This window comes from Treponema denticola (genome assembly GCF_024181405.1).
GTDB classification, from domain to species: domain Bacteria; phylum Spirochaetota; class Spirochaetia; order Treponematales; family Treponemataceae; genus Treponema_B; species Treponema_B denticola_D.
Window position 1 is genome coordinate 386,809 of the sequence record NZ_CP051302.1, and the last position, 25,778, is coordinate 412,586.

Here is a 25,778-nt window from a genome sequence, read left to right on the forward strand (position 1 = left end):
TACATGAACAATTTATTAAGAAAAGGGTTTCAGCCTGTGTCTGAAACAGAGATGGTAATGGTTGAGGGAGGAAGCCCTACACCTCCGGGAGTTAAGCCCGGTCCTGCTCCTGATGATGCAGGACAATATCGTATAATGGGATATCCGAAGCGTCCCGGCCATCCTAAGAAAGGCGGCGGAGGTCATGATACTAATAATGGAAATGCCGGTAACCGATAATTAAAGTTTCTATGCTTGGGGTTATATATTCTTACCTCAAGCATTAAGGATGTGAATATGAAAATAACTTTTAATAAAAAATTCATTATTAAGTTTTTACTATATTCTTGTTTAGCAGCTTTTTTTATTTCGGCTATAATATTATCGAAGAAAAAAGAAGAACCGAAACGGTTTATTTCTTTTGAAAAAATGAAGACTGATTATGAATATTTTTGGGATTTTATTTATATAGGTTATCCTTTTACTGAAGTGTGTGAAAGACAAGGTGTCGATTTAAAATACTTAAAAGAAACTTCCTTTTCTAATTTAGAAAAGGTTTATACCGAAAAAGATTATTACGAGTTTTATAACCTGCTTTGCAGAGCTATTACATCAGATAAATATTTTGGACATTTATACCCTAATAATGTATCTTATTCTACATATTTTGACGGCAATTTTTCATCAAAACTTTTTGATGATTACCGTTCTTTGGTACATAATTTTTATTCTAATTTTGCAAAACAATCCGGACTAAATCTTAGACATTCTGTGTATCCTGCAAAAGATTCTCCGACTGAAATTTATGTTTCACAAAAAATAATTGAAGATAAAAAAATAGCTTATATAAAGGTAAATTCATTTTTAATTACAGGTATAGGTCAAAGAAAAAAATATCTTGATACAATAGATAAATTTTTTCTCGAAACATCCGGTTATAAACATATAATAATAGATATAAGGGATAATGGCGGTGGAGCTTATGAAGATGCTCTACTTCTTATAGAACCCCATTTAAAAGAAAATACTTATTATAAGCGCTATGTGTTATATAATGAAAACAAATACACAAAGCCTTACTTGGATTTTATGTGTTCACGCCATCAGAGTATTGAGTCTATAGAAAAATCAAATATACCTAATATTCAAAATTGCGGAACTATTAAAAATGATAAAGCTTACGCTATAACCGAATATGCTGCTTTAAGACCGATTATGGGATATAAACCTCGTAAAGATAAAAAGTTCTGGCTTCTTATAAATAACGGATGTTATTCTGCAAGCGATAAATTAGCAAGTGCTTGTAAAAGAATAGGTTTTGCTGTGTTGGTAGGAGAGAATACAGGTGGGGCAGGAATGAATGGGCTTTACCCCATGCACTTCGTTTTACCCAATAGCGGATTAATATTCTTTTTTGATTATGTTTACGGACTAAACACTGAAGGTTATTGCCAAGATGAAGTAGGTACAGTTCCCGATATTTATAATCTTCCAGGTAAAGATGCTTTAGAGACATGTTTGGAAGAAATAAGAAAATTAGGGGAAAAGACAAATTAGGGGAGAGGACAAACTTTTGATGGAGCAAAAGTTTTTATCTGTTTAATTTAACTGCAAAGCTCGCAAAGGACGCAAAGAATTTTTTAGGATGTTTTTATAATCAATTCTTAAATTATCCCTTTGTGAAGTTGAGCGTTAGCTCAACGCTTGGCGTGCGCTGCGGTTTATTTGATCGATGATTAATTTAACCGAGAAAAATTAGTCTTATTGCATAATTCTTAAAATTTTAGTATGGTTTTTAAAAAATACTTGCAAGAAGGGGGTTATATGAAAAAATATTTTTTATATGTTAAGAAAGGCTTATTATGGTCACTATCATTTATAATAATACTAAGTCTTATTCATTATCTTCGTGTGCAAAAACTTTATGGATATGACTGGTATTTGCTAGCCATTCCCATAGTTTTGTTGATTGGCGGGCCTCTTTATGCTTTTGCCGTTGAAAAAATAAATAATAAAAAAAACGACCGTTGATTTTTTTTTACTGCTTAATTTAACCGCGGAGCCCGCTAAGGACGCAAAGAATTTTTAGGATGTTTTATAGCCAGACTTTTAATATCCCTTTGTGAAGTTGAGCGTTAGCTCAACGCTTGGCGCTCGCTGCGGTTTATTTGATTGATGATTAATTTAACCGCTCAAGCCCGATTGAAAACTTTCAAAAAATCTGTTATAATCCGCCTATTATGGAAGATATTAAAACTATGTGGCAAAAAATTATTGCCGACACCTTAAACGGGATAGCTCCCGAAACATGCGATAAGATTTTACCTGAACAGATAAATATAGAAACTCCTCCTAATCCCGAGATGGGGGATGTGGCCTTTCCTCTTTTTACCTTTGCAAAGAGCTTTAAATCCTCTCCTGCAAAGATTGCTTCCGATGTTTGTGCCCGTCTTTTAGAAAACGAGGATATAAAAAAATACGGAATGCCTAAGGCGATCGGCCCTTATTTAAATGTATTTCTTGCCAAAGGGGATTTAGCCTCGAATGTTTTGGATAAGGTTCTAAAGGAAAAAGAAAACTACGGAAAAACTTCTTCTCTTTCCGGTAAAAGAATTATGATTGAGTTTTCGAGCCCGAATACAAATAAGCCCCTTCACCTTGGCCATCTGCGTAATGATGCCTTGGGTGAAAGTATTTCACGTATTTTAAAATTTTGCGGGGCCGATGTTTTTAAGGTAAACATTATAAACGATCGAGGCGTTCATATCTGTAAGTCCATGATAGCCTATCAAAAATTCGGCGAAGGAAAAACTCCCGAAAGCGAAAATATAAAGTCCGACCGCTTTGTCGGGGACATGTATGTTGCTTTCCATAAATACAGTCAGGAAAATCCCGAAAAGGCAGAGGCCGAAGCTAAGCAGATGCTTTTGGATTGGGAAGCCGGAGAAAACAAGGAACTAATCGGGCTTTGGAAAAAGATGAACGGTTGGGCAATAAACGGTATTAAGGAAACCTACAAGAGAACGGGCATTTCTTTCGATAAGCTTTATTTTGAAAGTGAAACCTATTTAAAAGGAAAGGATCAGATATTAAAAGGTTTGGAGGCCGGAGTTTTTTATAAAGAAGAGGACGGTTCCGTTTGGGTTGATCTCGCTCCCATCAAGCTAGACAAAAAAGTATTGCTTAGAAGCGATGGAACTTCTCTTTATATGACACAGGACATAGGCACGGCAATTTCCCGCCACAAGGATTGGCCCTTTAATCAGATGATCTATGTTGTAGGAAACGAACAGGAATATCACTTTAAGGTGCTTTTTTATGTTTTAAAACAGCTCGGCTTCGAATGGGCCGACGACCTCTATCATCTTTCTTACGGAATGGTAAACCTGCCTGAAGGAAAAATGAAAAGCCGCGAAGGTACGGTTGTGGATGCCGATGACCTTATCAATTCTCTTCAAGATGAAGCCTTAAAAAAGATTGAAGAAAACGGAAGAGAAAAAGAAGTGGGTGATGCCGCAGTTGCAGCCGAGAACATTGCCGTAGGAGCCCTGCATTATTTTCTTTTGCAGGTAAGCCCTAAAAAGGATATGCTTTTTAATCCTAAAGAGTCCCTTTCCTTTACCGGGAATACAGGCCCCTATCTTCAATACATGGGTGCCAGAATTTCTTCCATTTTAAGAAAGGCCGAAACAGCCGAAGGCAAAGAAAAGTTAAAGAACGGAAAACTCAATGCTTCCCTTTTGACAAATGAATCCGAATGGGAACTGTTAAAGACCTTAGAGGACTTCCCCGAACAGGTTGAACGCTCTGCTTTGCGTAAAGACCCGAGTGCCCTTACGGCCTATCTTTATGAGCTTTCAAAGGCATTCAGCCGCTTCTATCGCGATTGCCCCATTCTTTCAGGCGATGATGCCGACCTTTCTTATACAAGAATGGAATTGGCAAGGGCTACAAGGATAGTGCTTCAAAATGCAATGAACTTGGTACTCATTCCTTTTATGGAAATAATGTAAACTTTTTATAAATTATTTTTTAAAAATTACTAAACGATTTATAAAATTATGATAATACTAATAGGAGTATTATCATGATAAAAAGAATTAAACTAAGAGCTTTGACTTATCTGCGGAATATTTATGCTCGTATAATTTGTCCGCAAGTTTGTTTCTTTTGCGGGGAAGAAACCGGAACGGGTATTCCGCTGTGCAGCAAATGTTTACAAAAAGAAATTACCGAGCCTGTTCTATTCCGGCTTCAAAATCCTGAAAAGTTTTGTTCATCTTGCGGAAAAATTTTGATTTCCGAAAAAGAGTTTTGCACGGGGTGCAGGGCTAAATTAAAAGAAAAAGAAAAACTAAAAACAGAAGAAAGGGAAAAGACCGAAAAGGAAGATTGTGCAAAACCGATTTCAGTTCAATCCGATTTTGTGAAAAGGGTTTACACCATTTATCCTTACAAGGGCAGGGGAGGAGAGCTTTTACGCTTATGGAAGAATCAAAACATGAGGGGCTTTGCGGAAATTTATGCTTCTGCTATTGCTTCCTTTATCGAAGGACTTCCTGAACTTCAAAACTTTCCGATGGTGCCGGTTCCGCCCCGTCCTAAAAAGATTAAAAGCAAGGGCTGGGATCAAATAGAAGATTTGTCCCTTTATTTGGAATGGATTTATAATCTTCCAATATTGCGTTGTTTAAAACGAAAGGACGGGGCTTCCCAAAAAAGCCTTTCCCGTGAAAAACGGGCAAGCAATCTAAAAGGGAAGATTTTTTTAAAAGAGCAAAAATCCTTTTCAAAATCGGAAGATTTAAAAACCGCCTTACCGGAAAAGCTCATAATCTTAGACGATGTTATGACTACGGGAGCAACCCTTAACTTTTGTGCGGCGGCATTAAAAGAGGGAGGCTGCAAAGAAGTGATCGGCCTCTGCCTCTTTTTTGATTAGCTTTTAAATATCGAACCTCGTTCCGCTTTGTACAAAGCTGAAAAAATTTCCGTTAGGGACTAAGATTATGTGATCCAAAAGTTTGACACCTAAAATTTTCCCGGCCTCGTAAAGGCGTCTTGTCAATTCCATATCTTCGCTTGAGGGTTCCAAATTTCCCGAAGGATGATTATGAGCCGCAATTATTGCAGCAGCCCTGTCTTTTAAGGGGTCTGAATACACTTCACGAGGATGCACGATTGTTCTATTGATAGTGCCGACGCTCACAACACGGGTTGCAATAATTTCGTTTGCTCCGTTTAACGAGACGCAGATAAAATGCTCCCTATCCCTATCTGCATAGTGCTGTAAAAGCGGAACTACATCGGTCGGGTGTGAAATCGTGCGGTTCTTGTTGTCATAATACCTCCTTCCCAATTCCATGGCAGCAAGAATCGTTGAAATCTTTGAATCTCCCATCCCGCGGATAGAACGCAGATAGCCCTCGATTTTTTCAGGCCTTGCTCTATCTATGTGCAGAATAATATCATCGGCCAATTCTTTTACAGGTTTGTCCTTAATGCCTGTCCGTAAAAGAATGGCCACCAAATCGGAGTCGCTTAAGTTTTGAGGCCCGTACTCTAAAAGCCTTTCCCTCATATCGGGTTTGTCCGTATTGGACGAATTTTTATAGTCTATCATCAATTATGTTGTATGTATTATTTGAAAGATTTACTACTTTTTATAAAACTATCGATTAAAACTTTTGGTAAAAGCCGTCCATAAATTTTCTAAAAGATGAACCTTCTTTTATATCTAGCGGGCAGATAAGAGGAATGGTTTTTAGCACAATGTCTGAATCTTTAATTCTATATTCTATACGGCCGATTTGCTGACCTGCAAAAAGAGGCGCCGCTATTGTATCAGGTAAAATTATAACTTGTTCTATATGCCTCTCATCATTTTTAAAAACCGTAAGATAGTCTTGCGAAAAGTCCTTATCGGCGAGGAGAGGTATAAAGGCGGAAGTTTTTACATTTAGGTTTGCACTTAGGACTCTTACACTTCTTTTAATTTTGTTGTGCTCCCTTATGTCAAAACTTTTAAAATTGTCGAATGCAAAATTCATAAGCTTGATGGAATTTTGCTCCCGCTTAAAAATTCCTTCGGTAAAGTTTTTGCCGTGACCGCCGAGGATGACCGCAATAAAACGCTCTCCGTTTTTTTGAGCCGTAAGCGAAATATTAAAACCGGACTCGTAAATAAAACCCGTTTTTAAACCGTCACAGCCTTCTATTTTTTTTAGGAGGGTATTGGTGGCAGGCTTAATTTGAAACTCCTTTAAACCTTCGGAGCTTTTTTTGATAAGAATATTGTGTTTTTGGGGATAGCTTATCTCATTTACCGAATGAAACTTTTTTAAGTTTTCAGGATATTGTTTTAAGTAATGGAGGGAAAATAAGGCAAAGTCCCTTGCCGTGGTTTGATTTTTTTCGCTTAAGCCCGAAGAATCCTCAAAGCGGGTGGATTTTAAGCCCATCGTTTTAACGGCCTCGTTCATTTTAAGCGTAAACTTTTTAAGATTTCCTTCCGTAAGCAGGGCAGCTGCAAGGGCCGCATCATTCCCCGAGCAAACCGCCATTCCCCTTATCAGCTCTTCTATACTTAAACTTTGATTTTCTCCCAAGCCCATCCACGCCGCTCCTTTTGGAAGAAAAATTGCCCAAGCTTCCTTAGGCGGAAAAACGACCTTTTTCAAATCTTTAAATTCAGGTTTTTGAAGCATGGTATAAATTGTTACCAGCTTTGTAAGGGAAGCCGGAGGGATTATTTTATCGGCATTGGATTCGGCTAAAATTGTGCCGGTGTTTGCGTGAATAAGAATGTAGGACTCGGCATCGATTTTAGGTAATTCTATTTTTTGGGCCGAGGGGGTAATCTCAGAAGAAGATGATTTTACGGGCAAAAAATTTTCTATGGAATTAAGGGGCGGAAACTCGTTATTAATCTTATTCCGGCTGTAAAAGGTTTTAAGAGCTGCCGTTTTTTCTTTTTGTGAAACCTCAAGAGGCTGAGCTTTTTTTAATTCCGAAACATGGAAAAAAATAAAGCCTGCAAGGCTCAATACACAAAAAAGCACAGCCCCAAATAGAACAAAAATAAATTTTATAATTCCGTTTGTGCTGTGCTTCATTTTTTTTAAGTCTTAAATTTTTTTACTAAAAAATTAGAACTCGGCTAATTTTGGTGCTCTGGGGAAGGGAATTACGTCCCTTATGTTTCCCATACCCGTAACATAGAGGAGAAGCCGCTCAAACCCGAGCCCGAATCCAGAATGAGGAACCGTACCGTATCGGCGGAGGTCAAGGTACCACCAATAGTCTTCTTCCCTTAAACCTAATTCCTTAATTCTGCCCTGCAAAATATCGAGGTTTTCTTCCCTTTCCGAGCCCCCGATTATTTCGCCCAAGCCCGGTACAAGCACGTCCATTGCCCGCACCGTTTTTCCGTCCTCGTTCACCTTCATATAGAAGGACTTAATTTCCTTGGGATAGTTTGTAACTATTACCGGTCCCTTATACACTTCCTCGGTTAAAAACCTTTCATGTTCGCTCTGGAGGTCGCAGCCCCAGTAGGGTTTAAATTCAAAGCGGTCAATGTGCTTTTCAAGCTCGGCTATAGCCTCCGTGTAAGTAAGACGAGTAAAGGGCGTGTTTACAACATTGTTGAGCATCTCGATAAGCCCTTTTTTGATTCTTGAATCAAAAAATTCCAGATCTTCTTTGCATTTTTCCAAGGCCCATTTTAAAAGATAGACGATAAAGTCTTCTGCCAGCTCCATGTTTTCTTTTATGGTAAAAAAGGACATTTCGGGCTCAACCATCCAAAATTCTGCAAGGTGGCGGCTTGTGTTCGAGTTTTCCGCTCTAAAAGTCGGGCCGAAAGTGTAAATGCGCGAAAGAGCCGTCGCATAGGTTTCTCCTTCAAGCTGGCCTGAAACGGTCAGGTTAGCCTGCTTGCCGAAAAAATCTTGAGAATAATCTATTTTAAAAGAATCGGGATCCTTTTTTTCTCTTAAAGCTTTTTTTACTGTTTCTTCTATATCGAAGGTTGTAACATGGAACATTTCGCCTGCACCCTCGCAGTCCGAGCCGGTAATAATCGGAGTATGCACATATTGAAAACCTCTTTCCTGAAAAAAAGTGTGGATTGCATAGGCCATCTGGCTTCTCATACGGGCAACAGCTCCGAAGGTATTGGTACGAGCCCTCAAGTGAGCTACGTCCCTTAAAAATTCCATGCTATGACGCTTTTTTTGTAAAGGATATTTTTCCTGATCAGCATCACCGAAGATATGGATATTATTGGCCTGAAGCTCAACTCTTTGTCCTGCCGCAGGGGAGGGAACGAGATTGCCCGATGCCTTTACCGAAACCCCGGTACCGGCTTTTTTTAAGAGCGCTTCAGTATTATTATCGAGACCCTTATCCCTGTCAAATGTTGCCTGAATGGAGGCAAAACAAGAGCCGTCATTGATCTCGATAAAAACCAAATTCTTGGTTTCCCGCTTTGTGCGAACCCAGCCGTAAACATCGATTGCCTGGCCTTTAGGTTCGGAGGTTAAAATATCTTTAATTAAATGTATCATATAGATATATTATATGGTAAATTCCGATTCTGTCAAGCAAGTCTTTAAAAATGGATTGATAAGATTTTATAAAATATCTTGACCCTATACTTGCTATGTGATAAAATCATAAAACTTTAAGATTAAAAAATAGGAGTTACATTTTATGAAAAAACTTTTTATCGGTATCGCTTTGTGTTCGTTTTTATTTTTACCTTTGACTGCCCATGAAGAGGAACATAAAAGCCATTCTTCAGAACATCATAGTAATAAAAAACTTGCCTATACTACAACCATAAATGCTATTGTTACATGGCCGCCTCAAGCCTTGGTAGGCGTAACTCAGAATTTTAAAGTTCCGCTTATGCAGTTTGATAATCCTTTGACAAAAGATAATAATATCAACTTTAAAATCGGGGCGGAATTGAGTCCCATAAGTTTTGAAGGAAAATTCGGCATTGTTTGGACGCCTATTGCTTTTTTGGAATTTTATACCGAGTCCCGTGTCGGATCAGGTTGGAAACTTTCAGATAAGTTATTAGGTACGGCTATTAACGAGGATAAGGGAGGAAAGACAAACAAGATCCCTATAAATTTTAGTAAAGCTGTATATTCATTTACATTAGGAGGAACTTTTCAGTTTGACCTAGGAGCCGTCATACCCCATGATTGGAGCCATGTTATTTTTAAAACGGATCAGTATGCTCTTTATAAGGCTATGAGCGGAGTAAATTCCGAAACTTCATGGCTTTATCAAGCCGATTCCGGAGAAAACCGCAATGGTTGGCGATACATGAGTTCCTATGTAATAGGGTACAAAATGCCGTTATTTTTAGATTTAATTGCAATGAAAATAGATGTAGAAAAAAAACTGTTTGCTTCTCCCAAAGGACTGGATAATAAAAAATGGGGTGAAGATCTATTCCTAACCACCTTCGGCCCCATCATTAATTTTAATATTAAAAAAGATTATAATATAATGCTTTTAGCCCAATGGTATACTTATCCGGTTTATAAAAATGAGGTTGAGGGTAGTTTTTACCAAACGAAGATTATTGATACCGATAAAAAAACTCAAGTTAAATTTTATCAGGTCGGTATCGTTTTTTATATGAATATCAATAGATAAGAAAATCGGCAGGAAATGGGAATGAAAAATAAGGCTGAAATAATACAAAAAATTAAAAATGCAGGGCTTGCAGCCAGGGAAGGAAGGTCTGCTCCTGTCCTTGCAACCGTTTCCGGCGTTCTTTCTACAAAACCTAATTTAATAAGGTTCTGTGCCGATGAGCTTGGCTTCGGTCTTGTAACCACAAAGAGCTTTCAGGTGCTTCCCAATCCGGGAAACCGGGAGCCCATCCTTTGCGAGCCCGAATTGGGCTGTTTCGGTAATTCCGTCGGTCTTCGTAATTGCGGAATGGAACAGGCCGTAAAAGAACTTAAAGAGCTCCGCTCCTCATGGAAAACCGATTCTATTTTAAATGTTTCCCTTTCGGCCTCAAACCCTGAAGATTTTATCAGCCTTGTGAAGGGCTTTGAAGAATTAGCCGACTGCTTTGAGCTTAACTTTTCATGTCCCCATGCTTCGGCCGGCTTCGGTGCTTCCATAGGCTGCGACCCTACGATTGCCTCGGAGTACATAAAAACGATAAAAAAAGCCCTACCCGATTGTGCCGTGCCGATTTTTGTAAAACTTACCCCAAATGTAGAAGATATAGGAGCCATAGCTTCCGCCGTAATCGAAGCAGGCGCAGACGGCATAACGGCTATCAACACCGTAGGCCCCAAGGTTTACATTGAGCCCCATTCGGGAAAGCCCATCTTACAAAATAAACTGGGCGGAAAGGGCGGTATGAGCGGCTCATGGGTTTTTCCAAGGGCTTTGGAATGTATAGGGCAAATACGGAAGGCTGTAGGAGAAGAAATTCCTATAATCGGAATGGGAGGCGTTATGACGGGCTCTCAAGCTGCCGAACTCGTTAGGGCCGGTGCCGATATAATAGGCATAGGCTCTGCCTGCGGTATGCTTGAACAAGACGATTTAAAGCCTTTTTTTCAAAACCTTGCCTCGGATACTCTAAACTGCATACGCGGCAAAGAAACCGACAAAACTTCTTCCTTTTTGCGTAAAACAAGAGCCTTGAAATATGAAGCTAAGACCATCGTCAAAATCGAAAAAGAAAGCGAAGATATCATTATAATTACCCTAAACGGAAAGTGTAAATTCGAAGCAGGGCAGTTTGTCTTCTTATGGATTCCGGAAGTCGGGGAAAAGCCTTTTTCCCTTGCTGAAGCCGATCCTATAAGTCTTATCATAAAAAAACGCGGCCCCTTTACCGAGGCCCTTTTTGAGCTAAAAGAAGGGGATACAATCTATATGAGGGGGCTTTACGGCAAAGGAATAAAGCCTCCTAAAACCGAAAATGCTCTTTTAATTGCAGGCGGAACGGGTATTGCTGTCCTTCCTGCCCTTGCAAAACGCCTAAAAAAGCAAGGAGCCTTAATTTCTACATACATAGGAACTTCCGAAGAAATTAAAAAGAAGGAGCCCAACGGTATCGAAAAAATTCTTATTGAATGCGGTGCCTATAAAAAAGTTGTCGATAAAGGCGTTATCGGAAGGGTGCTGAATCAATTCCAAAAAGACAATATTGAAGGAAATACCGGTCTCCCGATTCAAGAAAAAGCCGAAAATATGGGTAAGCCTGACTTTTTTACAGCCTATCTGGTCGGGCCCATGATTTTTATGCGGCGGGCTTCCGAAATTCTTTTAAAATTGGGTGTGCGTAAAAATCAGATTTTTATGTCATTAGAGATGAACACTATGTGCGGGGTAGGTATTTGCGGCGAATGTTCTTGCGGAAATATCTTGACCTGCAAAAAGGGAACCTTTGTCGGTCTTGACCAAATTTAGACGAAGTCTTGAGGGGGAGCCTTTAACCCGCGCAAGATTTACGGTATATAAATAGCCTTTTAGGTTAATTATATAAAAAAATAAGATAATTCTTTATTAGGAGGAATTCTATGAAAACGCTAAAAAGATTAACTATGTTAATTCTTTTGGTTTCGGTTGCTCTCGGAATCATCGCTTGCGGCGGTACCGGAGCTGACGGCGGAGCTGCTGCAAAGGGCCCCATCGCTAAGGCTGAAGCAATTATGGCAGAGGAAACTGCGGCCGGTGTACCCGATTTTACTTCACCGCCCGTAGAGGACAAGAACCTCAAGGTTTCAGGTATGCCTGAGGAAGTAGTTTGGATTACAAGTTATCCGAAAGACTTATCGTCGAAAGGTACAAAAAAGGGAGGAACATTGCATCTTTCTTTGGGTGAGTATCCTACGACATTTAGGTACGTTGGTCCCGAATCGAACACATCCACAAGAGGCCTGGTATGGCCCCACGCAGTATGCCTAAGTGTAAACCCTGAAACACAGGAATTTATGCCATATGCTGCAACTCACTGGGCATTCGGTGCCGACAATCAGACTGTTTACTACAAACTTAACGAGCATATGAAGTGGTCTGACGGTGTTCCCTGTACGGCAGATGATTTTGTCTTTGCCTGGGAATCTTTCTGTTCCCCCAACATTGAGGAACCTTGGTACAATAACTACTACAGCAAACGTGAAGTTAAAAAAATTAACGACTATTGTATTTCCGTTAAGTACTTGGAATCGGACCAGTTACCCAAGGTATCTCTTGTAGATGCTACTAACTTTAATCCCCGACCCAAACACTTCCATAACGGAGAAGTTAAAAAAGGCTGGTACAACGAATATAACTGGAAGATTGAGCCTACGACAGGTCCTTATGTCGTAAATCCCGATAAATGCGTTCAGGGTGAAATGGTAGTTGTTGAAAAAGTTAAAAACTGGTGGGGGCATGAATATCCTCATTGGAATAACCGCTGTAACATTGAGACAATCGAATACAAGGTTATCACCGGCGGACAGGACATGATTGAAAACTACTTCTGGAACGGAGAGCTTGACTACTTTTATATGAATATTCCTGCAACATGGAGAAGATGTGCAACAAACGAAAACATTACCAAAGGTTATGTAGACCGCTGGGTTGTAAACTATCTTCCCTTACAGGGTGTTCAAGGTATCTTCTTTAATACCAAGTTCCCCTTGTTCAGCAGCAAGAAAGTTAGACAGGCTATGTACTATGCCGTCGACATTCAGGGTATGATCGATCAGGCCCTCTATGGCGAATATAAGAGATACCACAACATAGGTTTAGGACAGGTATGGGGCGGTGTAGATTTTAACGACCATTCAATCCGAAAACCCGATTTTAATCCCGAGACAGCAAGAAAAATGCTCGGCGAAGCCGGTTACACTGTTGTAGGTTCTGACGGAATCTTACAGAATTCGAAGGGTGAAAGAGTTTCCTTTGAGCTTTTGTATTCATGGCCCAGCCATACGGAGCGATTGTCAATTCTTAAAGAACAGGCTAAAAAAGCCGGTGTAGAAATTGAGCTTAAGATGATGGAAAGCGGTGCTTTCAATACTGTTCTTAACAAAAAACATCAGGCCTGGTGGGGCGGCCTGAGCACATGGTATGAGCCCTCATATTGGGAATTCTTCTCAAAGGCTAATGCCGAAAAGGTAAGTACAAACAACTCTTTCGGCTGGTGGAGCGAAGAGATGGAAAAACTCCTTGAATTTGAAGAGTCAGGACCGCCCTTGGAAGCAAAAGCTGAAAACAACAAGAAGATTGAGCGCCTTGTGCATGAAGAAGCATTGGTTATACCTCACTACTACCTAGACTTTACGAGAGGCGGTGTTTGGAAGTGGTTAAGAATGCCTTCATGGGGTAACAGAAAGCTCGATGTTGATGCCGACTTCTTAGATTACTGGGGTTATATGTGGATTGATGAAGATATCCGTCAAGAGGTTTTTAAGGCAAAAGCCGACGGCAAAACCTTTGAACCCCGTGTATGGACTCCTTCAACCCGCTATATCTCGGAATAATTTGTAAGTTTTATAGTTCTATGACATTCTTGTTATAGAACTATAAAAATCAATAAGGTTTGGAGGCCGGAAAGCTGGGCTAAAACCTTAGCTTAAAGCCTCCAAATTAATTTAATAAATAATTAAAAATATAAATAACTCTTCTTGAACTTTATCCTTTTTTATGTTAAGTATATAAAAAGCTAATATAACTCTTTATTAGGAGAAATTCTATGAAAACATTGAAAAGATTAACTATGTTAATTCTTTTGGTTTCAGTTGCTCTCGGAATTATCGCTTGCGGCGGTACCGGAGCCGGTAGCGGCGCTGCTGCAAAGGGGCCCATCGCTAAGGCTGAAGCAATTATGGCAGAGGAAACTGCAGCCGGTGTACCCGATTTTACTTCACCGCCTGTAGAGGATAAGAACCTCAAGGTTTCAGGTATGCCTGAGGAAGTAGTTTGGATTACAAGTAATCCGAAAGACTTATCGTCAAAAGATACAAAGAAGGGCGGAACCTTTCATCTTTCTTTAGATGAATATCCCACAACATTTAGATATGTAGGGCCTGAATCAAACTTGAGTACAACATATTTAATGAACCCTCATGCAGCCTTTTTAGAAGTAAACCCTGAAACACAGGAATTTATGCCTTATGCTGCAACTCACTGGGCATTAGGTGCAGATAATCAGACTGTTTACTACAAACTTAATGAGCATATGAAGTGGTCTGACGGAGTTCCCTGTACGGCAGATGACTTTGTCTTTGCTTGGGAGTCTCTATGTTCCCGCGATCTCGATGACCCTTGGTGTAATAATTATTACGATAAATTTAAGGTTAAAAAAATTAATGATTACTGTGTTTCCGTTAAGTACTTGGAATCAGACAAACTGCCTCAAGTATCTCTTATTGGTAAGGCAAACTTTAGTCCCAGACCTAAGCACTTTTATAACGGCGAAGTTAAAAATGGCTGGTACAACGAATATAACTGGAAGATTGAGCCTACAACAGGTCCTTATGTTGTAAATGCCGATAAATGCGTCCAGGGCGAAATGCTGGTTGTTGAAAAAGTTAAAAACTGGTGGGGACATGAATATCCTAACTGGAAAAACCGCTGTAATATTGATACAATAGAATATAAGGTTATTACCGGAGGACAGGACATAATTGAAAAGTATTTCTGGAACGGAGAACTCGACTTTTTTGATATGAACATTCCTGCAACATGGAGAAGATGTGCTGCAAATGAAAACATTACCAAAGGTTATGTAGACCGCTGGGTTGCTAACTATTTACCCTTGAAGGGTATTCAGGGTATCTTTTTTAATACCCAGTACCCCTTGTTCAGCAATAAGAAAGTTCGGCAGGCTATGTATTATGCTATCGACATTCAGGGTATGATCGATCAGGCTCTTTATGGAGAATTTAAGAGAAGTCATAATATCGGTTTAGGCAATGTATGGGGAGGTATAGATTTTAATGACCATTCAATCCGAAAACCCGATTTTAATCCCGATACGGCAAGAAAAATGCTCGGCGAAGCCGGTTACACTGTTGTAGGTTCTGACGGAATTTTACAGAATTCGAAGGGTGAAAGAGTATCTTTTGAACTTTTGTATTCAAGGCCGAGTCTCACAGAGCGCTTGTCGATTCTTAAAGAACAGGCTAAAAAAGCCGGTGTAGAAATTGAGCTTAAGATGATGGAAAGCGGTGCTTTTAATACCGTTCTTAATAAAAAACACCAGGCTTGGTGGGGCGGTTTGAGCACGGATTATGAGCCTTCATATTGGGAACTCTTCTCAAAGGCTAATGCCGAAACGGTAGATACAACCAACTTTTTCGGATGGTGGAGTGAAGAGATGGAAAAACTTCTTGCATTTGAAGAGTCAGGACCGCCCTTGGAAGAAAAGGCTGAAAACAACAAGAAGATTGAGCGCCTTGTTCATGAAGAAGCATTGATTGTACCTAACTACTACACCGATTTTGTGAGATGCGGTGCTTGGAAGTGGATAAGAATGCCTTCCTGGGGTAACAGGAAGCTCGATATTGATGCCGACTTCATGTATTATTGGGGTTATATGTGGATTGATGACGATATCCGCCAAGAGGTTCTTAAGGCAAAAGCCGACGGCAAAATCTTTGAACCCCGTGTATGGACTCCTTCAACCCGCTATGTTTCTGAATAATTAATCTTAAGGTGCGGGGATTTCCCCTGCACCGAATCTTGAAAATTAACATGATGTGCAGGCAGGCTATTTACGGGGAATGCTCTTCCGGAAACATCTTGATCTGCTAAATGGTGTTTTGATTAAATTTCTGTAGTTTATTACCTGCCGTTTACTGTAAATTATACTATAGAAATTTACCGAGACTCTAGACTTTTTTTTTACATTATGTTAAAATCCCAAACATCTAAGTATGCACGTCCTTTCCCTCTTATAGATAATCAACCTGATATAATTTGGTTCGGCTGTGTAGTATTAGTATCTTGGTTTTATGGAGCTTTATGATGAATAACTATTTCGTACGAAGATTGCTTTTGATTATTCCGACTTTTATAGGTATAACATTGGTGGTCTTTGCAGTAACCCGCATCGTTCCCGGAGGTCCGATTGAAAGGGCTATTATGCAGAGAATGATGGCCCAAGAAGGCAAAACAGGAAAAACAAGCAGACAGGACTCTCAGCCCCTTAATGCTGAAGCTTTGGCTGAACTTGCAGCCTTTTACGGTTTTGACAAACCTTGGCCGATCGCTTATCTCGAATGGATGGGAAGCCTTTTAAGGGGAGATATGGGGCGTTCTACAAAATATAACGATCCGGTATTTCAGATGATTGTAAGTAAATTTCCGATCTCTTTGAGGTTCGGTATTATTTCGGTTATTTTGATTTATTCAATATGTATTCCACTGGGTATAAAAAAAGCCCTAAAACACCGGAGTCTTTTTGATAACGTTTCCTCGGTGTTTATATTTATAGGTTACGCTCTCCCGGGCTACATAGTTGCTATTATCTTATTGCAAATTTTTGCATTTACTATTCCTTGGTTCCCCTCAGGCGGCCTTTATTCACGAAGTTACATGGATATGAATTTTTTCCAAAAAGTCATAGACAATGTTTGGCACATGTTCTTACCCATGATAGCCTATGTTATAGGTTCTTTTGCAGTTACAACTATGGTTATGAAAAACAACCTCATGGAAAATATGGCTGCAGATTATATTAAAACCGCTGTTGCAAAGGGTAGAACATTTAAAGATGCTATGTGGAAGCATGCCTTTAGAAACAGTATTATCCCTATTGCTGCCGGATTGGGCGGTCTTATAACCATTTTCTTTTCAGGAGCTTTCCTAATTGAGAAGATATTCAATATAAACGGTATGGGACTTCTTTCATTTAGAGCAATTGTTGATAGAGATTATCCGGTAGTATTGGGTTCCTTGGTAATGACCTCTCTTTTGAGCTTAATAGGTAATATTTTAAGCGATTTTATTCTTTCGGTGGTAGATCCCCGAATAAGGTTAGGTGAATAGTATGAGCGATGATGTAAAATCAAAAACTTTTTTAGATACTGTAAAAGAATATTGGGGAGCATTTAGAAACAGATTTAGAATGGATCCCCTTATGAAAAAGCGTTTTGAACGCTTTGGAGAAATTAAAAAGGCAAAATTTGCCCTTATTTTTATCGGAGTCTTATATCTCCTATCCCTTATTGCCGAGTTATTTATTTCAAACAGGCCCATTATGATGTGGGTTGACGGTAAACTCTATTTTCCAACCTATAGTAAAATGCTTTTGGCCGAAGATTTCGGTTTCAGAGTCGAAAATGAACTTGAATTAAATTACAGAGAGTTTAAAAAACATGTTAAGGCCGAAAAAAGAGGCTGGGTTCTTCTTCCCTTTATTCCATACAACCCTTATGAGGCTGATACAGCTATTGCCCCTTTGGCTCTTACTTTCGATGGAACCCCCAGTATGGGTATTGCAATTACATCTAAGGATAATCTGCCTATGGATGATCCGGCAGATTATAAGTGGATACCGGTAGGTGTTATAAACGGAATAAAAATGGCAGAAAAAGACTATACTTGGATTAAATTTGCCGATTCTGCCTCATCCAAACAGCCCTTATCAGACTTTCCTTCAGCTTCAAGAAATTGGGTCGGTATTTCTGTCGGCCGCTCTCATCCGAATGAATCTGTAAATGCTTCGGACTATATTTGGCATAAGGTAGGTTCAAAAGATAACAGACTTGACCTTGGAAACGGAAAGATTTTAACTATACGTTTTGCAAAAGGCGATAAAGGACAGATGTTCCATCCGCTTTCTCCTTCTTTTAAGACTCGTCATATTTTGGGTACCGACCGAATCGGGCGTGATATATTTGCCCGTCTTATTTACGGGTACAGAATTGCTATGTCTTTTGCTTTGCTGGTAGCTGCAACAACCTACTTTATCGGAACTATTATCGGTATTGCAATGGGCTACTTTGGAGGTACCTTTGATACTATTTTCCAAAGATTTATAGAAATATGGGAGCGCATACCCTATCTTTACATGGTTATGATCTTAGCTTCAATATTTAAGCCTACATTTACCATGTTTGTTTTAATAAATATAGCTTTCAGCTGGACAGGAAAAACTTGGGATATGAGGGCTATGACATACAGAGAAAGAGAAAGAGACTATATTTTGGCTGCAAAGTCGATGGGAGCCAGTGTATGGCGTATAATTACCGTGCATATTTTGCCCAACGTTATAGTTCTAATCGTTACATCTTTACCCTTTGTAATATCTGGAAATATAGGGGCTTTAACCTCTCTTGACTATTTAGGTTACGGTTTACAGCCTCCTACACCGAGTTGGGGAGAACTTTTAAGCGTCGGAACTTCTACATACTTGGAAGCTCCGTGGATTCTTTCTTCGGCTGTGGCAGGTTTTGTACTTGTTTTGGTTATGATCACCTTTATAGGTGAGGGCTTGCGGGATGCCTTTGACCCGCGCAGATTTACGGTATATAAATAGCCTTTTAGGTTAATTATATAAAAAATAAGATAATTCTTTATTAGGAGGAATTTTATGAAAACATTGAAAAGATTAACTATGTTAATTCTTTTGGTTTCAGTTGCTCTCGGAATCATCGCTTGCGGCGGTACAGGAGCTGACGGCGGAGCTGCTGCAAAGGGCCCCATCGCTAAGGCTGAAGCAATTATGGCAGAGGAAACTGCGGCCGGTGTACCCGATTTTACTTCACCGCCCGTAGAGGACAAGAACCTCAAGGTTTCAGGTATGCCTGAGGAAGTAGTTTGGATTACAAGCAATCCTAAGGACTTATCATCAAAAGATACAAAGAAGGGCGGAACATTGCATCTTTCTTTGGGCGAGTATCCTACGACATTTAGGTACGTCGGTCCCGAATCAAACACAGGTACAAGAGGTTTAATGTGGCCCCACGCCGTATTCCTAAGTACAAACCCTGAAACACAGGAGTACATGCCCTATGCTGCAACTCACTGGGCATTCGGTGCCGATAATCAGACTGTTTACTACAAACTCAATGAAAAGGCAAAATGGTCTGACGGTGTTCCATGTACGGCAGATGACTTTGTCTTTGCCTGGGAATCTTTCTGTTCTCCCAACCTCGAGGCTCCTTGGTACAATAACTACTACAGCAAACTCGAAGTTAAAAAAATTAACGACTACTGTGTTTCCGTTAAGTACTTGGAATCGGACCAGTTACCCAAGGTATCTCTTGTAGATGTTACTAACTTTAATCCCCGGCCCAAGCACTTCCATAACGGAGAAGTTAAAAAAGGCTGGTACAACGAATATAACTGGAAAGTTGAGCCTACAACAGGTCCTTATGTCGTAAATCCTGATAAGAGTGTTCAGGGTGAAATGCTCATCGTTGAAAAAGTTAAGGACTGGTGGGGTAATGTTTATCCGCACTGGAAAAACCGCTGTAATATCGATACAGTCGAATACAAGGTTATCACCGGCGGACAGGACATGGTTGAAAACTACTTCTGGAACGGAGAACTCGACTTCTTTGCTATGAATATTCCTGCAACATGGAGAAGATGTGCAACAAACGAAAACATTACCAAAGGTTATGTAGACCGCTGGGTTGTAAACTATCTCCCCCTACAGGGTATGCAAGGTATCTTCTTTAATACCAAGTTCCCCTTGTTCAGCAACAAGAAAGTTAGACAGGCTATGTACTATGCCATCGACATTCAGGGTATGATCGATCAGGCCCTCTATGGCGAATATAAGCGAAATCACAACATCGGTTTAGGCCAGGTATGGGGTGGTGTAGATTTTAATGACCACACAATTAGAAAGCCTGACTTTAATCCCGATACGGCAAGAAAAATGCTCGGTGAAGCAGGCTACACTGTTGTAGGTTCTGACGGAATCTTACAGAATTCGAAGGGTGAAAGAGTTTCCTTTGAGCTTTTGTATTCATGGCCTCACCACACAGAGCGATTGTCAATTCTTAAAGAACAGGCTAAAAAAGCCGGTGTAGAAATTGAGCTTAAGATGATGGAAAGCGGAGCTTTTAATACTGTTCTTAACAAAAAACATCAGGCTTGGTGGGGCGGTATGAGCACAGGTTATGAGCCCTCATATTGGCAGTACTTCTCAAAAGCTAATGCCGAAAAGGTAAGTACAAACAACTCTTTCGGCTGGTGGAGCGAAGAGATGGAAAAACTCCTTGAATTTGAAGAGTCGGGACCGCCCTTGGAAGCAAAAGCTGAAAACAACAAGAAGATTGAACGCCTTGTACACGAAGAAGCCTTAGTTCTTCCCCATTACTACCTCGACTTCTTGAGAAGCGGTGTTTGGAAGTGGATAAGAATGCCTTCATGGGGTAACAGAAAGCTCGATGTTGAGGCCGACTTCTTAGAGTACTGGGGTTATATGTGGATTGATGAAGATATCCGTCAAGAGGTTCTTAAGGCAAAAGCTGAAGGCAAAACCTTTGAACCCCGTGTATGGACTCCTTCAACCCGCTATATCTCGGAATAATTTGTAAGTTTTATAATCCTATGACCTTTTTGTTATAGGATTATAAAAATCAATAAGGTTTGGAGGCCGGAAAGCAGGCCTAAAGCTGCAGCTTAAAACCTCCAAATCAAAGTTAATCTTGAGGTGCGGGGGATTGTCCCCTGCGCCGGAATTCGGAGTTGTATTTATGAGTGGAGAAAACCTTCTCACGATTGAGGACCTTTCCGTTGCTTTTAAAAGCGGTGCAGGGGCTCCTGTAGAGGTAATAGACAGAGTATCGTTAAAATTGGAACGAGGAAAGACTTTATCCCTTGTAGGGGAGTCAGGCTGCGGAAAAAGTGTAACAGCTTCTTCGGTTATGCGTATTTTACCTCAACCATACGGAATTGTTACCAATGGAAAAATTCTTTTTGAGGGTCAAAATATTTTGGATCTGCCCATCGAAGAGATGTATAAAAAACGCGGTGCAGAGATTGCGATGATCTTCCAAGAACCTATGACGGCTTTAAACCCTGTGCACATTGTTGAAAAGCAAATTGGAGAAGTCTTTGAACTTCACCGTCCGGAAATAGCAAAGGACGAAAGACAAACACACGTTTTGAAGGTTTTAAAAGATGTAGAAATGCCGTCGGCAGAACAGCGTTTAAAAAACTATCCTTTTCAGCTTTCGGGCGGAATGAGACAGCGTGTTATGATTGCTATGGCGCTTGCAGGCCATCCTAAACTGCTTATTGCAGATGAACCTACAACGGCCTTGGACGTTACCGTTCAAGCCCAAATCTTGGCCCTAATAAAGGCCTTACAAGAAAAAAATAATATGAGTGTTCTGTACATCACGCATGATATGGGTGTTGTTGCAGAAGTCAGTGATGATGTTGCGGTTATGTATGCCGGACAAATTGTGGAAACCGCCGATGTTAATACTATTTTTAAAAACCCTCGTCATCCTTACACAAGAGGATTAATTGCGTCCATGCCCAAGATGAATTCTGAGCCGAAGACGCATCTACCATATATTAAAGGTGCAGTACCTTCTCCAAGGGCCTATCCTGCTACCTGCCGATTTGCAGAAAGATGTTCTTATGCAACCGATTATTGCCGATCAAATACGCCTCAACTTGAGGAATTTGAACCCGGACATTTTATCAGATGCTTTAGGGCAAAGGAGTTAGACTAATGGCCGAAAGACAACCTATTTTTGAAGCAGTAGACTTAGTTCAAGAATTTTCTCAGGGAAAATATACTAAAAATGTTGTTCATGCCTTAAACGGGGTAAATATAAAAGTATACCCCGGAGAAACCCTCGGTCTTGTAGGCGAAACAGGCTGCGGAAAGAGTACTCTTTGCCGAGCTATGATGCGTCTTTATAAGCCCACTTCAGGTAAAGTCCTTTATAAAGGCAAGAGCATCGAAAGTTTGCCTGAGAGAAAGTTGAGGGATGTACGCCGAAATGTTCAGATGATTTTCCAAGATCCTGCCGACTCCATGAATTCCAGAATGAATGTCGGTTATATCATTGAAGAACCTCTTCTTATTCAGACAAAAATGGCTCCGCACGAAAGAAAAGAAAAGGTTATGGGGCTTTTAAAATATGTAGGTCTTCCGGAAGATGCTTATTACCGATATCCCCACGAATTTTCAGGGGGCCAGCGTCAGCGTATTGCTATAGCCAGAGCCCTTGTTTTGGATCCTGAAGTCGTTGTATGCGATGAACCTGTAAGTGCTCTAGATGTTTCGGTTCAATCGCAGGTATTAAACCTCCTATTGGATATGCAAAAAGAAAGAAATCTAACCCTTTTGTTTATTTCGCACGGCCTAAATGTCGTTAAGCACATGTCGGATAGGGTTGCAGTTATGTATTTGGGCTCTATTATGGAGATGGCTCCTTCGGTGGATATTTATAAAGATCCCTTACATCCTTATACTCAGGCCCTGATAGCGGCTATTCCCGATACTGATCCCGATAACAGACGCAGAAGAATTCCTTTTACAGGTGAAATACCTTCACCGATTCATCTTCCTACGGGTTGTCCTTTCCATTTAAACTGCTCAAAGAAAATTGATAAGTGCGCGGTTGAAAAACCTGTGCTTAGAGAAGTTGAAGAAGGGCATATGTGTGCCTGCCATCTGGTATAATTATAAGAGGTGCCGTTTTTACGGCACCTTTAATTTTTGGTAATAAAAATTGAAAATTAAGTTTTTTTTTATTTGTGCTTTATGCACTCTTTTTTTTGCTTCATGCGGTTCTAAAACCGTATCTTATCTTGATCAGCCGGCTTCCGATGCTTACGATAAAATTTTAAAGGATGAAATGGAAAATCTTCCTGATTTTTCAGCTCCGGCCGTCTTAGTTAAAGACCTCAGAATTGACGGAACTCCTTCCGATTTGAAATGGTATACATCCTATCCTAAAGACCTTTCTTCTAAGGCCTTAAAAAAAGGCGGTATTTTTTATGGGTTTTTAGGCGATATACCGAATACTTTCCGCTATATGGGGCCGGGTGCCGATGAGCTTTGTGAAAAGCTTTTTAATACTCAAATGCCTCTTTTATGGACCTCATTTGAAACCTTTGAATTTATGCCCTGTTCCGCCGTATTTTGGGCTGTCGATATTTCTTCTAAGACGGTATACTATAAGCTCAACGAAAATATTTTCTGGTCGGACGGCGAGCCTTGTACGGCTGACGATTGGATCTTTGCTGACAAATTTTGTAAATCCAAAAAAATCGTTGATCCTGCAAAAAACAGAAAGCATAATAATCTTGAAGTAAAAAAGATTAATGACTTTTGTTTATCCGTACATGTTTTAGATAATCAAATTTATACTGAACAGGAACTTTTAGATATAAGTAATTTTAAGCCCATAGCAAAACACTTTTATAAGGGGCAAATTCCTGATGACTGGGTTGCAAAGTATAACCGTACGGTTGAACCTACTACAGGACCTTATATTCTTAAAAAGTATGACTATAATAACGGGCTCCATTTTGCTAAAGTTGGAAATTGGTGGGCCCAAACCTATCCTCATTTTAAGGCTATTGCTAATTTTGATGAGATTTTTTATAGGATAATTACCGGCGATAAAAGACCTGCTTTTACAAAATTTGCCCGAGGTCTATTCGATGTAATTCATATAGACGATCCGGGAGAATGGGCCAAGGCCGAGGCCTCTGCAGATGTACAAAACGGTTTTATAAACCTTTGGCGGGGCCGTCATGTTCCGGTACAAGGGCCGGCGGGCCTATTTTTTAATACACAGGCTCCTCCCCTCGATAATCTATTTGTAAGAAAGGGGCTTTATTATGCGGTTGATATCGATGGGATGATCAGCAGGGTCTATGCCGATAAAAGAGTCAGGCTTCACACAATCGGTTCAGGTCAAACATGGGGCAGTGCTGAATTTAATAATCCGGATATAAAAAAACCGTCTTTTGATCCTAAAAAAGCCCGTGAGCTTTTTTCAATGGCCGGATATGATAGGGTAAACTCTTCAGGTATCTTGGTAAATTCTCAAGGAAAAGAATTGAGTTTTGTTATTCTATATGACGATCCCTCATTATATGAAGCTTTCGGGCTTCTATATGCTCAGGCCCTGCTTGCAGGCCTTAAGCTTGAATTTAGGCAAATAGGGGGTAAACTCTTTGATAAGATTGAAAGCAGAGACTTCCAAGCTTGGTGGGGTAGTCTTAATTCTTACCGCCTCCCTGATAATTATACCCTTTTGCATTCTTCATTTGCTAAATCAAAGAGTTTTAATAATTTTTTCGGCTATTCAAATCCTGAAATGGACATTCTTTTAGAAAAATATGAAAAAGGCTCTTTATCCTATGTAGAAAAAGCTGCCGTAAATCGACAGATTGAAAAAATTGTAGATGAGGATGCCCTTATGATTCCTTCATTTTACAAGGATACAATAGATGTTATGGCTTGGAAGTGGATTTGCTTCCCCGCATGGCTTAATATGAAGTATCAAAAATACCTCGATGACCCCATGTTCGGTTATATGTGGTTTGACGGCGATATAGAAAAAGAGTGTCTAAAAGCAAAAGATGAAAATAAAATCCTTCAAATGAGAGCTTATTTTTTAAGTGAAAGATACAGGTAAATTTCAAGGCAAAAAAAAATCGAGTCTGCCGAAAGGCGGACTCGAAATGTAAATAAAAAGGAGTAAATTAAGAAAAAACTAAACTTTCTTTGTAACGTAATCGCTTTTTAAGCATCGAGAACACATTTTAATGGTTAGAGTTCTGCCGCCGATTTCTGTTTTTACATTCACTAGATTGGGCTTCCAAACTCTTCTTGTGTGAATTTTGGACTTACTTACCGAATTTCCTGACAAAGAGCCTTTTCCGCAAATTTCACATACTCTTGACATATCGCACCTACCTTTAAAAAATCAGCTGACCTTGGAAAGGCCAGCCGTCATTCGAATAGCTCCCCCGCGCGGGTTCGAACCACGGACCCAGTGGTTAACAGCCACTTGCTCTGCCTACTGAGCTACAGGGGAATGTTTCCAATTAGGAAGTTTTAGGATATTACACTATTTCTTATAAAATGTCAATAGAAAAACCGTATTTTTTATAATTTTATCAAATTTTATTTTAAGCAGAGCTATTTGTTCTGATTAAAATTAACCTCAGCACGAATAAACCTCCGCTTCCGTTACGACAAGGTCTACAGGATGGTCAAATTCTCCCATGGGGATTGTGTCTAAAATTTGTCCCGAAAAACAAAGACCTGCAAGGCAGACTTCTTCCTTTTTTATGCTTTTAAAAAGCTTTTCAAAGAACCGATCATAAAAACCTCCTCCTCTACCCATCCGCTCTCCTTTTTTTGAAAAGGCCCTTCCGGGAACCAAAATCAAGAGGGGAAGCTCCAAAGGAAAGTTTTTTTCTTCTTGTGTTTGAGGAAAGAGGTTTAAGGCGTCTTCGGCAGGCTCCATAATACCGAAGGTTCCGATTTGAACGGGCTCTATCTTACCGTTTCTAAATTCCATTTTTTTGAATACCAAATCCTTACCTAAAACGAGGGGGAGGCCTATAGTCTTTTTGTCCTCTGCTGCCTGCCTTAAAAGCCCCAATGTAGGGAATTCCTCTTTTATGGGATGATAAGCAAAAACGGTTTTGGCTTCGCTGTATTTCGGTATTTTATTTAAAAAATTCTTACAATATTCTTCGGTATTTTGAAGCTCTTCGGCTTTTTGTATCAGGCTTTTAACTTTAGGGCTTTTAAAATATTCTTTTATGAGTTTTCGTACCTTGGCTTTTTCTTCTTTAAGCATTTT

General features: G+C 39.9%; 20 protein-coding genes and 1 tRNA gene. 15 read left to right on the forward strand and 6 right to left on the reverse strand.

Features of this window, described 5'->3' with window-relative positions:
• The first annotated feature begins 3 nt into the window (after positions 1-3).
• The 5 genes from HGJ18_RS01835 to HGJ18_RS01855 all read left to right on the forward strand — a co-directional run bounded on the left by HGJ18_RS01835 (position 4) and on the right by HGJ18_RS01855 (position 4,921).
• Positions 4-219 (forward strand): hypothetical protein, encoded by a 216-nt coding sequence (locus HGJ18_RS01835; RefSeq protein WP_253697410.1) that lies wholly within the window; start codon positions 4-6, stop codon positions 217-219.
• A gap of 57 nt (positions 220-276) precedes the next feature.
• Positions 277-1,536 (forward strand): S41 family peptidase, encoded by a 1,260-nt coding sequence (locus HGJ18_RS01840; RefSeq protein WP_253697411.1) that lies wholly within the window; start codon positions 277-279, stop codon positions 1,534-1,536.
• A gap of 267 nt (positions 1,537-1,803) precedes the next feature.
• Positions 1,804-2,010, forward strand: coding sequence for a hypothetical protein (locus tag HGJ18_RS01845; protein WP_002671933.1), 207 nt, complete (start codon positions 1,804-1,806; stop codon positions 2,008-2,010).
• Positions 2,011-2,219: 209 nt separating this feature from the next.
• On the forward strand, positions 2,220-3,992 hold the full coding sequence (argS, locus tag HGJ18_RS01850) for an arginine--tRNA ligase (RefSeq protein WP_253697412.1): 1,773 nt from the start codon (positions 2,220-2,222) through the stop codon (positions 3,990-3,992).
• 74 nt (positions 3,993-4,066) lie between these two features.
• The gene (locus tag HGJ18_RS01855; protein ID WP_253697413.1) at positions 4,067-4,921 is read left to right on the forward strand and encodes a ComFC family protein; all 855 of its coding nucleotides are present in this window, start codon (positions 4,067-4,069) and stop codon (positions 4,919-4,921) included.
• Positions 4,922-4,924: 3 nt separating this feature from the next.
• On the opposite strand, the gene radC is transcribed toward HGJ18_RS01855, so the two are convergent.
• The 3 genes from radC to asnS are packed head-to-tail and all read right to left on the reverse strand — an operon-like array spanning position 4,925 to position 8,549.
• Complete coding sequence (gene radC, locus HGJ18_RS01860; protein ID WP_253697414.1) at positions 4,925-5,602, reverse strand: RadC family protein; 678 nt, start codon at positions 5,600-5,602, stop codon at positions 4,925-4,927.
• Positions 5,603-5,657: 55 nt separating this feature from the next.
• The gene (locus HGJ18_RS01865; RefSeq protein WP_253697415.1) at positions 5,658-7,094 is read right to left on the reverse strand and encodes a D-alanyl-D-alanine carboxypeptidase family protein; all 1,437 of its coding nucleotides are present in this window, start codon (positions 7,092-7,094) and stop codon (positions 5,658-5,660) included.
• A gap of 33 nt (positions 7,095-7,127) precedes the next feature.
• On the reverse strand, positions 7,128-8,549 hold the full coding sequence (gene asnS, locus HGJ18_RS01870; RefSeq protein WP_253697416.1) for an asparagine--tRNA ligase: 1,422 nt from the start codon (positions 8,547-8,549) through the stop codon (positions 7,128-7,130).
• 145 nt (positions 8,550-8,694) lie between these two features.
• On the opposite strand from asnS, the gene HGJ18_RS01875 reads away from it, so the two are divergent.
• The 10 genes from HGJ18_RS01875 (at position 8,695) to HGJ18_RS01920 (ending at position 24,599) form a co-directional block, all read left to right on the forward strand.
• The gene (locus HGJ18_RS01875) at positions 8,695-9,657 is read left to right on the forward strand and encodes a hypothetical protein (RefSeq protein ID WP_253697417.1); all 963 of its coding nucleotides are present in this window, start codon (positions 8,695-8,697) and stop codon (positions 9,655-9,657) included.
• 21 nt (positions 9,658-9,678) lie between these two features.
• Positions 9,679-11,442 (forward strand): dihydroorotate dehydrogenase, encoded by a 1,764-nt coding sequence (locus HGJ18_RS01880; RefSeq protein ID WP_253697418.1) that lies wholly within the window; start codon positions 9,679-9,681, stop codon positions 11,440-11,442.
• Between the two features lie 110 nt (positions 11,443-11,552).
• Positions 11,553-13,505: an ABC transporter substrate-binding protein gene (locus HGJ18_RS01885; RefSeq protein ID WP_253697419.1), complete on the forward strand. Its 1,953-nt coding sequence runs from the start codon at positions 11,553-11,555 to the stop codon at positions 13,503-13,505.
• A gap of 212 nt (positions 13,506-13,717) precedes the next feature.
• A complete protein-coding gene (locus HGJ18_RS01890; RefSeq protein ID WP_253697420.1) occupies positions 13,718-15,670 on the forward strand; it encodes an ABC transporter substrate-binding protein in 1,953 nt (650 codons plus the stop codon).
• 323 nt (positions 15,671-15,993) lie between these two features.
• Positions 15,994-17,016 carry an ABC transporter permease subunit gene (locus HGJ18_RS01895; protein ID WP_253697421.1) on the forward strand — a complete coding sequence of 341 codons (1,023 nt, stop codon included), beginning with the start codon at positions 15,994-15,996 and terminating at the stop codon, positions 17,014-17,016.
• 1 nt (position 17,017) lies between these two features.
• A complete protein-coding gene (locus tag HGJ18_RS01900; protein ID WP_253697422.1) occupies positions 17,018-18,508 on the forward strand; it encodes an ABC transporter permease subunit in 1,491 nt (496 codons plus the stop codon).
• Positions 18,509-18,562: 54 nt separating this feature from the next.
• On the forward strand, positions 18,563-20,515 hold the full coding sequence (locus HGJ18_RS01905) for an extracellular solute-binding protein (RefSeq protein WP_253697423.1): 1,953 nt from the start codon (positions 18,563-18,565) through the stop codon (positions 20,513-20,515).
• Positions 20,516-20,681: 166 nt separating this feature from the next.
• Complete coding sequence (locus HGJ18_RS01910) at positions 20,682-21,671, forward strand: ABC transporter ATP-binding protein (RefSeq protein WP_253697424.1); 990 nt, start codon at positions 20,682-20,684, stop codon at positions 21,669-21,671.
• Positions 21,671-22,630: an ABC transporter ATP-binding protein gene (locus HGJ18_RS01915; protein ID WP_253697425.1), complete on the forward strand. Its 960-nt coding sequence runs from the start codon at positions 21,671-21,673 to the stop codon at positions 22,628-22,630. The genes HGJ18_RS01910 and HGJ18_RS01915 overlap by 1 nt, the downstream gene beginning before the upstream one ends.
• 49 nt (positions 22,631-22,679) lie before the next feature.
• Positions 22,680-24,599, forward strand: a complete 1,920-nt coding sequence (locus HGJ18_RS01920) for an ABC transporter substrate-binding protein (RefSeq protein ID WP_253697426.1) — start codon at positions 22,680-22,682, stop codon at positions 24,597-24,599.
• A 78-nt stretch (positions 24,600-24,677) separates the two neighbouring features.
• Here HGJ18_RS01920 and rpmB read toward each other — a convergent pair whose 3' ends face one another.
• The 3 genes from rpmB to HGJ18_RS01935 all read right to left on the reverse strand — a co-directional run bounded on the left by rpmB (position 24,678) and on the right by HGJ18_RS01935 (position 25,775).
• Positions 24,678-24,869: a 50S ribosomal protein L28 gene (gene rpmB / locus HGJ18_RS01925; RefSeq protein ID WP_253697427.1), complete on the reverse strand. Its 192-nt coding sequence runs from the start codon at positions 24,867-24,869 to the stop codon at positions 24,678-24,680.
• Between the two features lie 59 nt (positions 24,870-24,928).
• Positions 24,929-25,001 (reverse strand) — tRNA-Asn (locus HGJ18_RS01930).
• A gap of 129 nt (positions 25,002-25,130) precedes the next feature.
• Positions 25,131-25,775, reverse strand: a complete 645-nt coding sequence (locus tag HGJ18_RS01935; protein ID WP_253697428.1) for a 5-formyltetrahydrofolate cyclo-ligase — start codon at positions 25,773-25,775, stop codon at positions 25,131-25,133.
• Positions 25,776-25,778 lie beyond the last annotated feature (3 nt).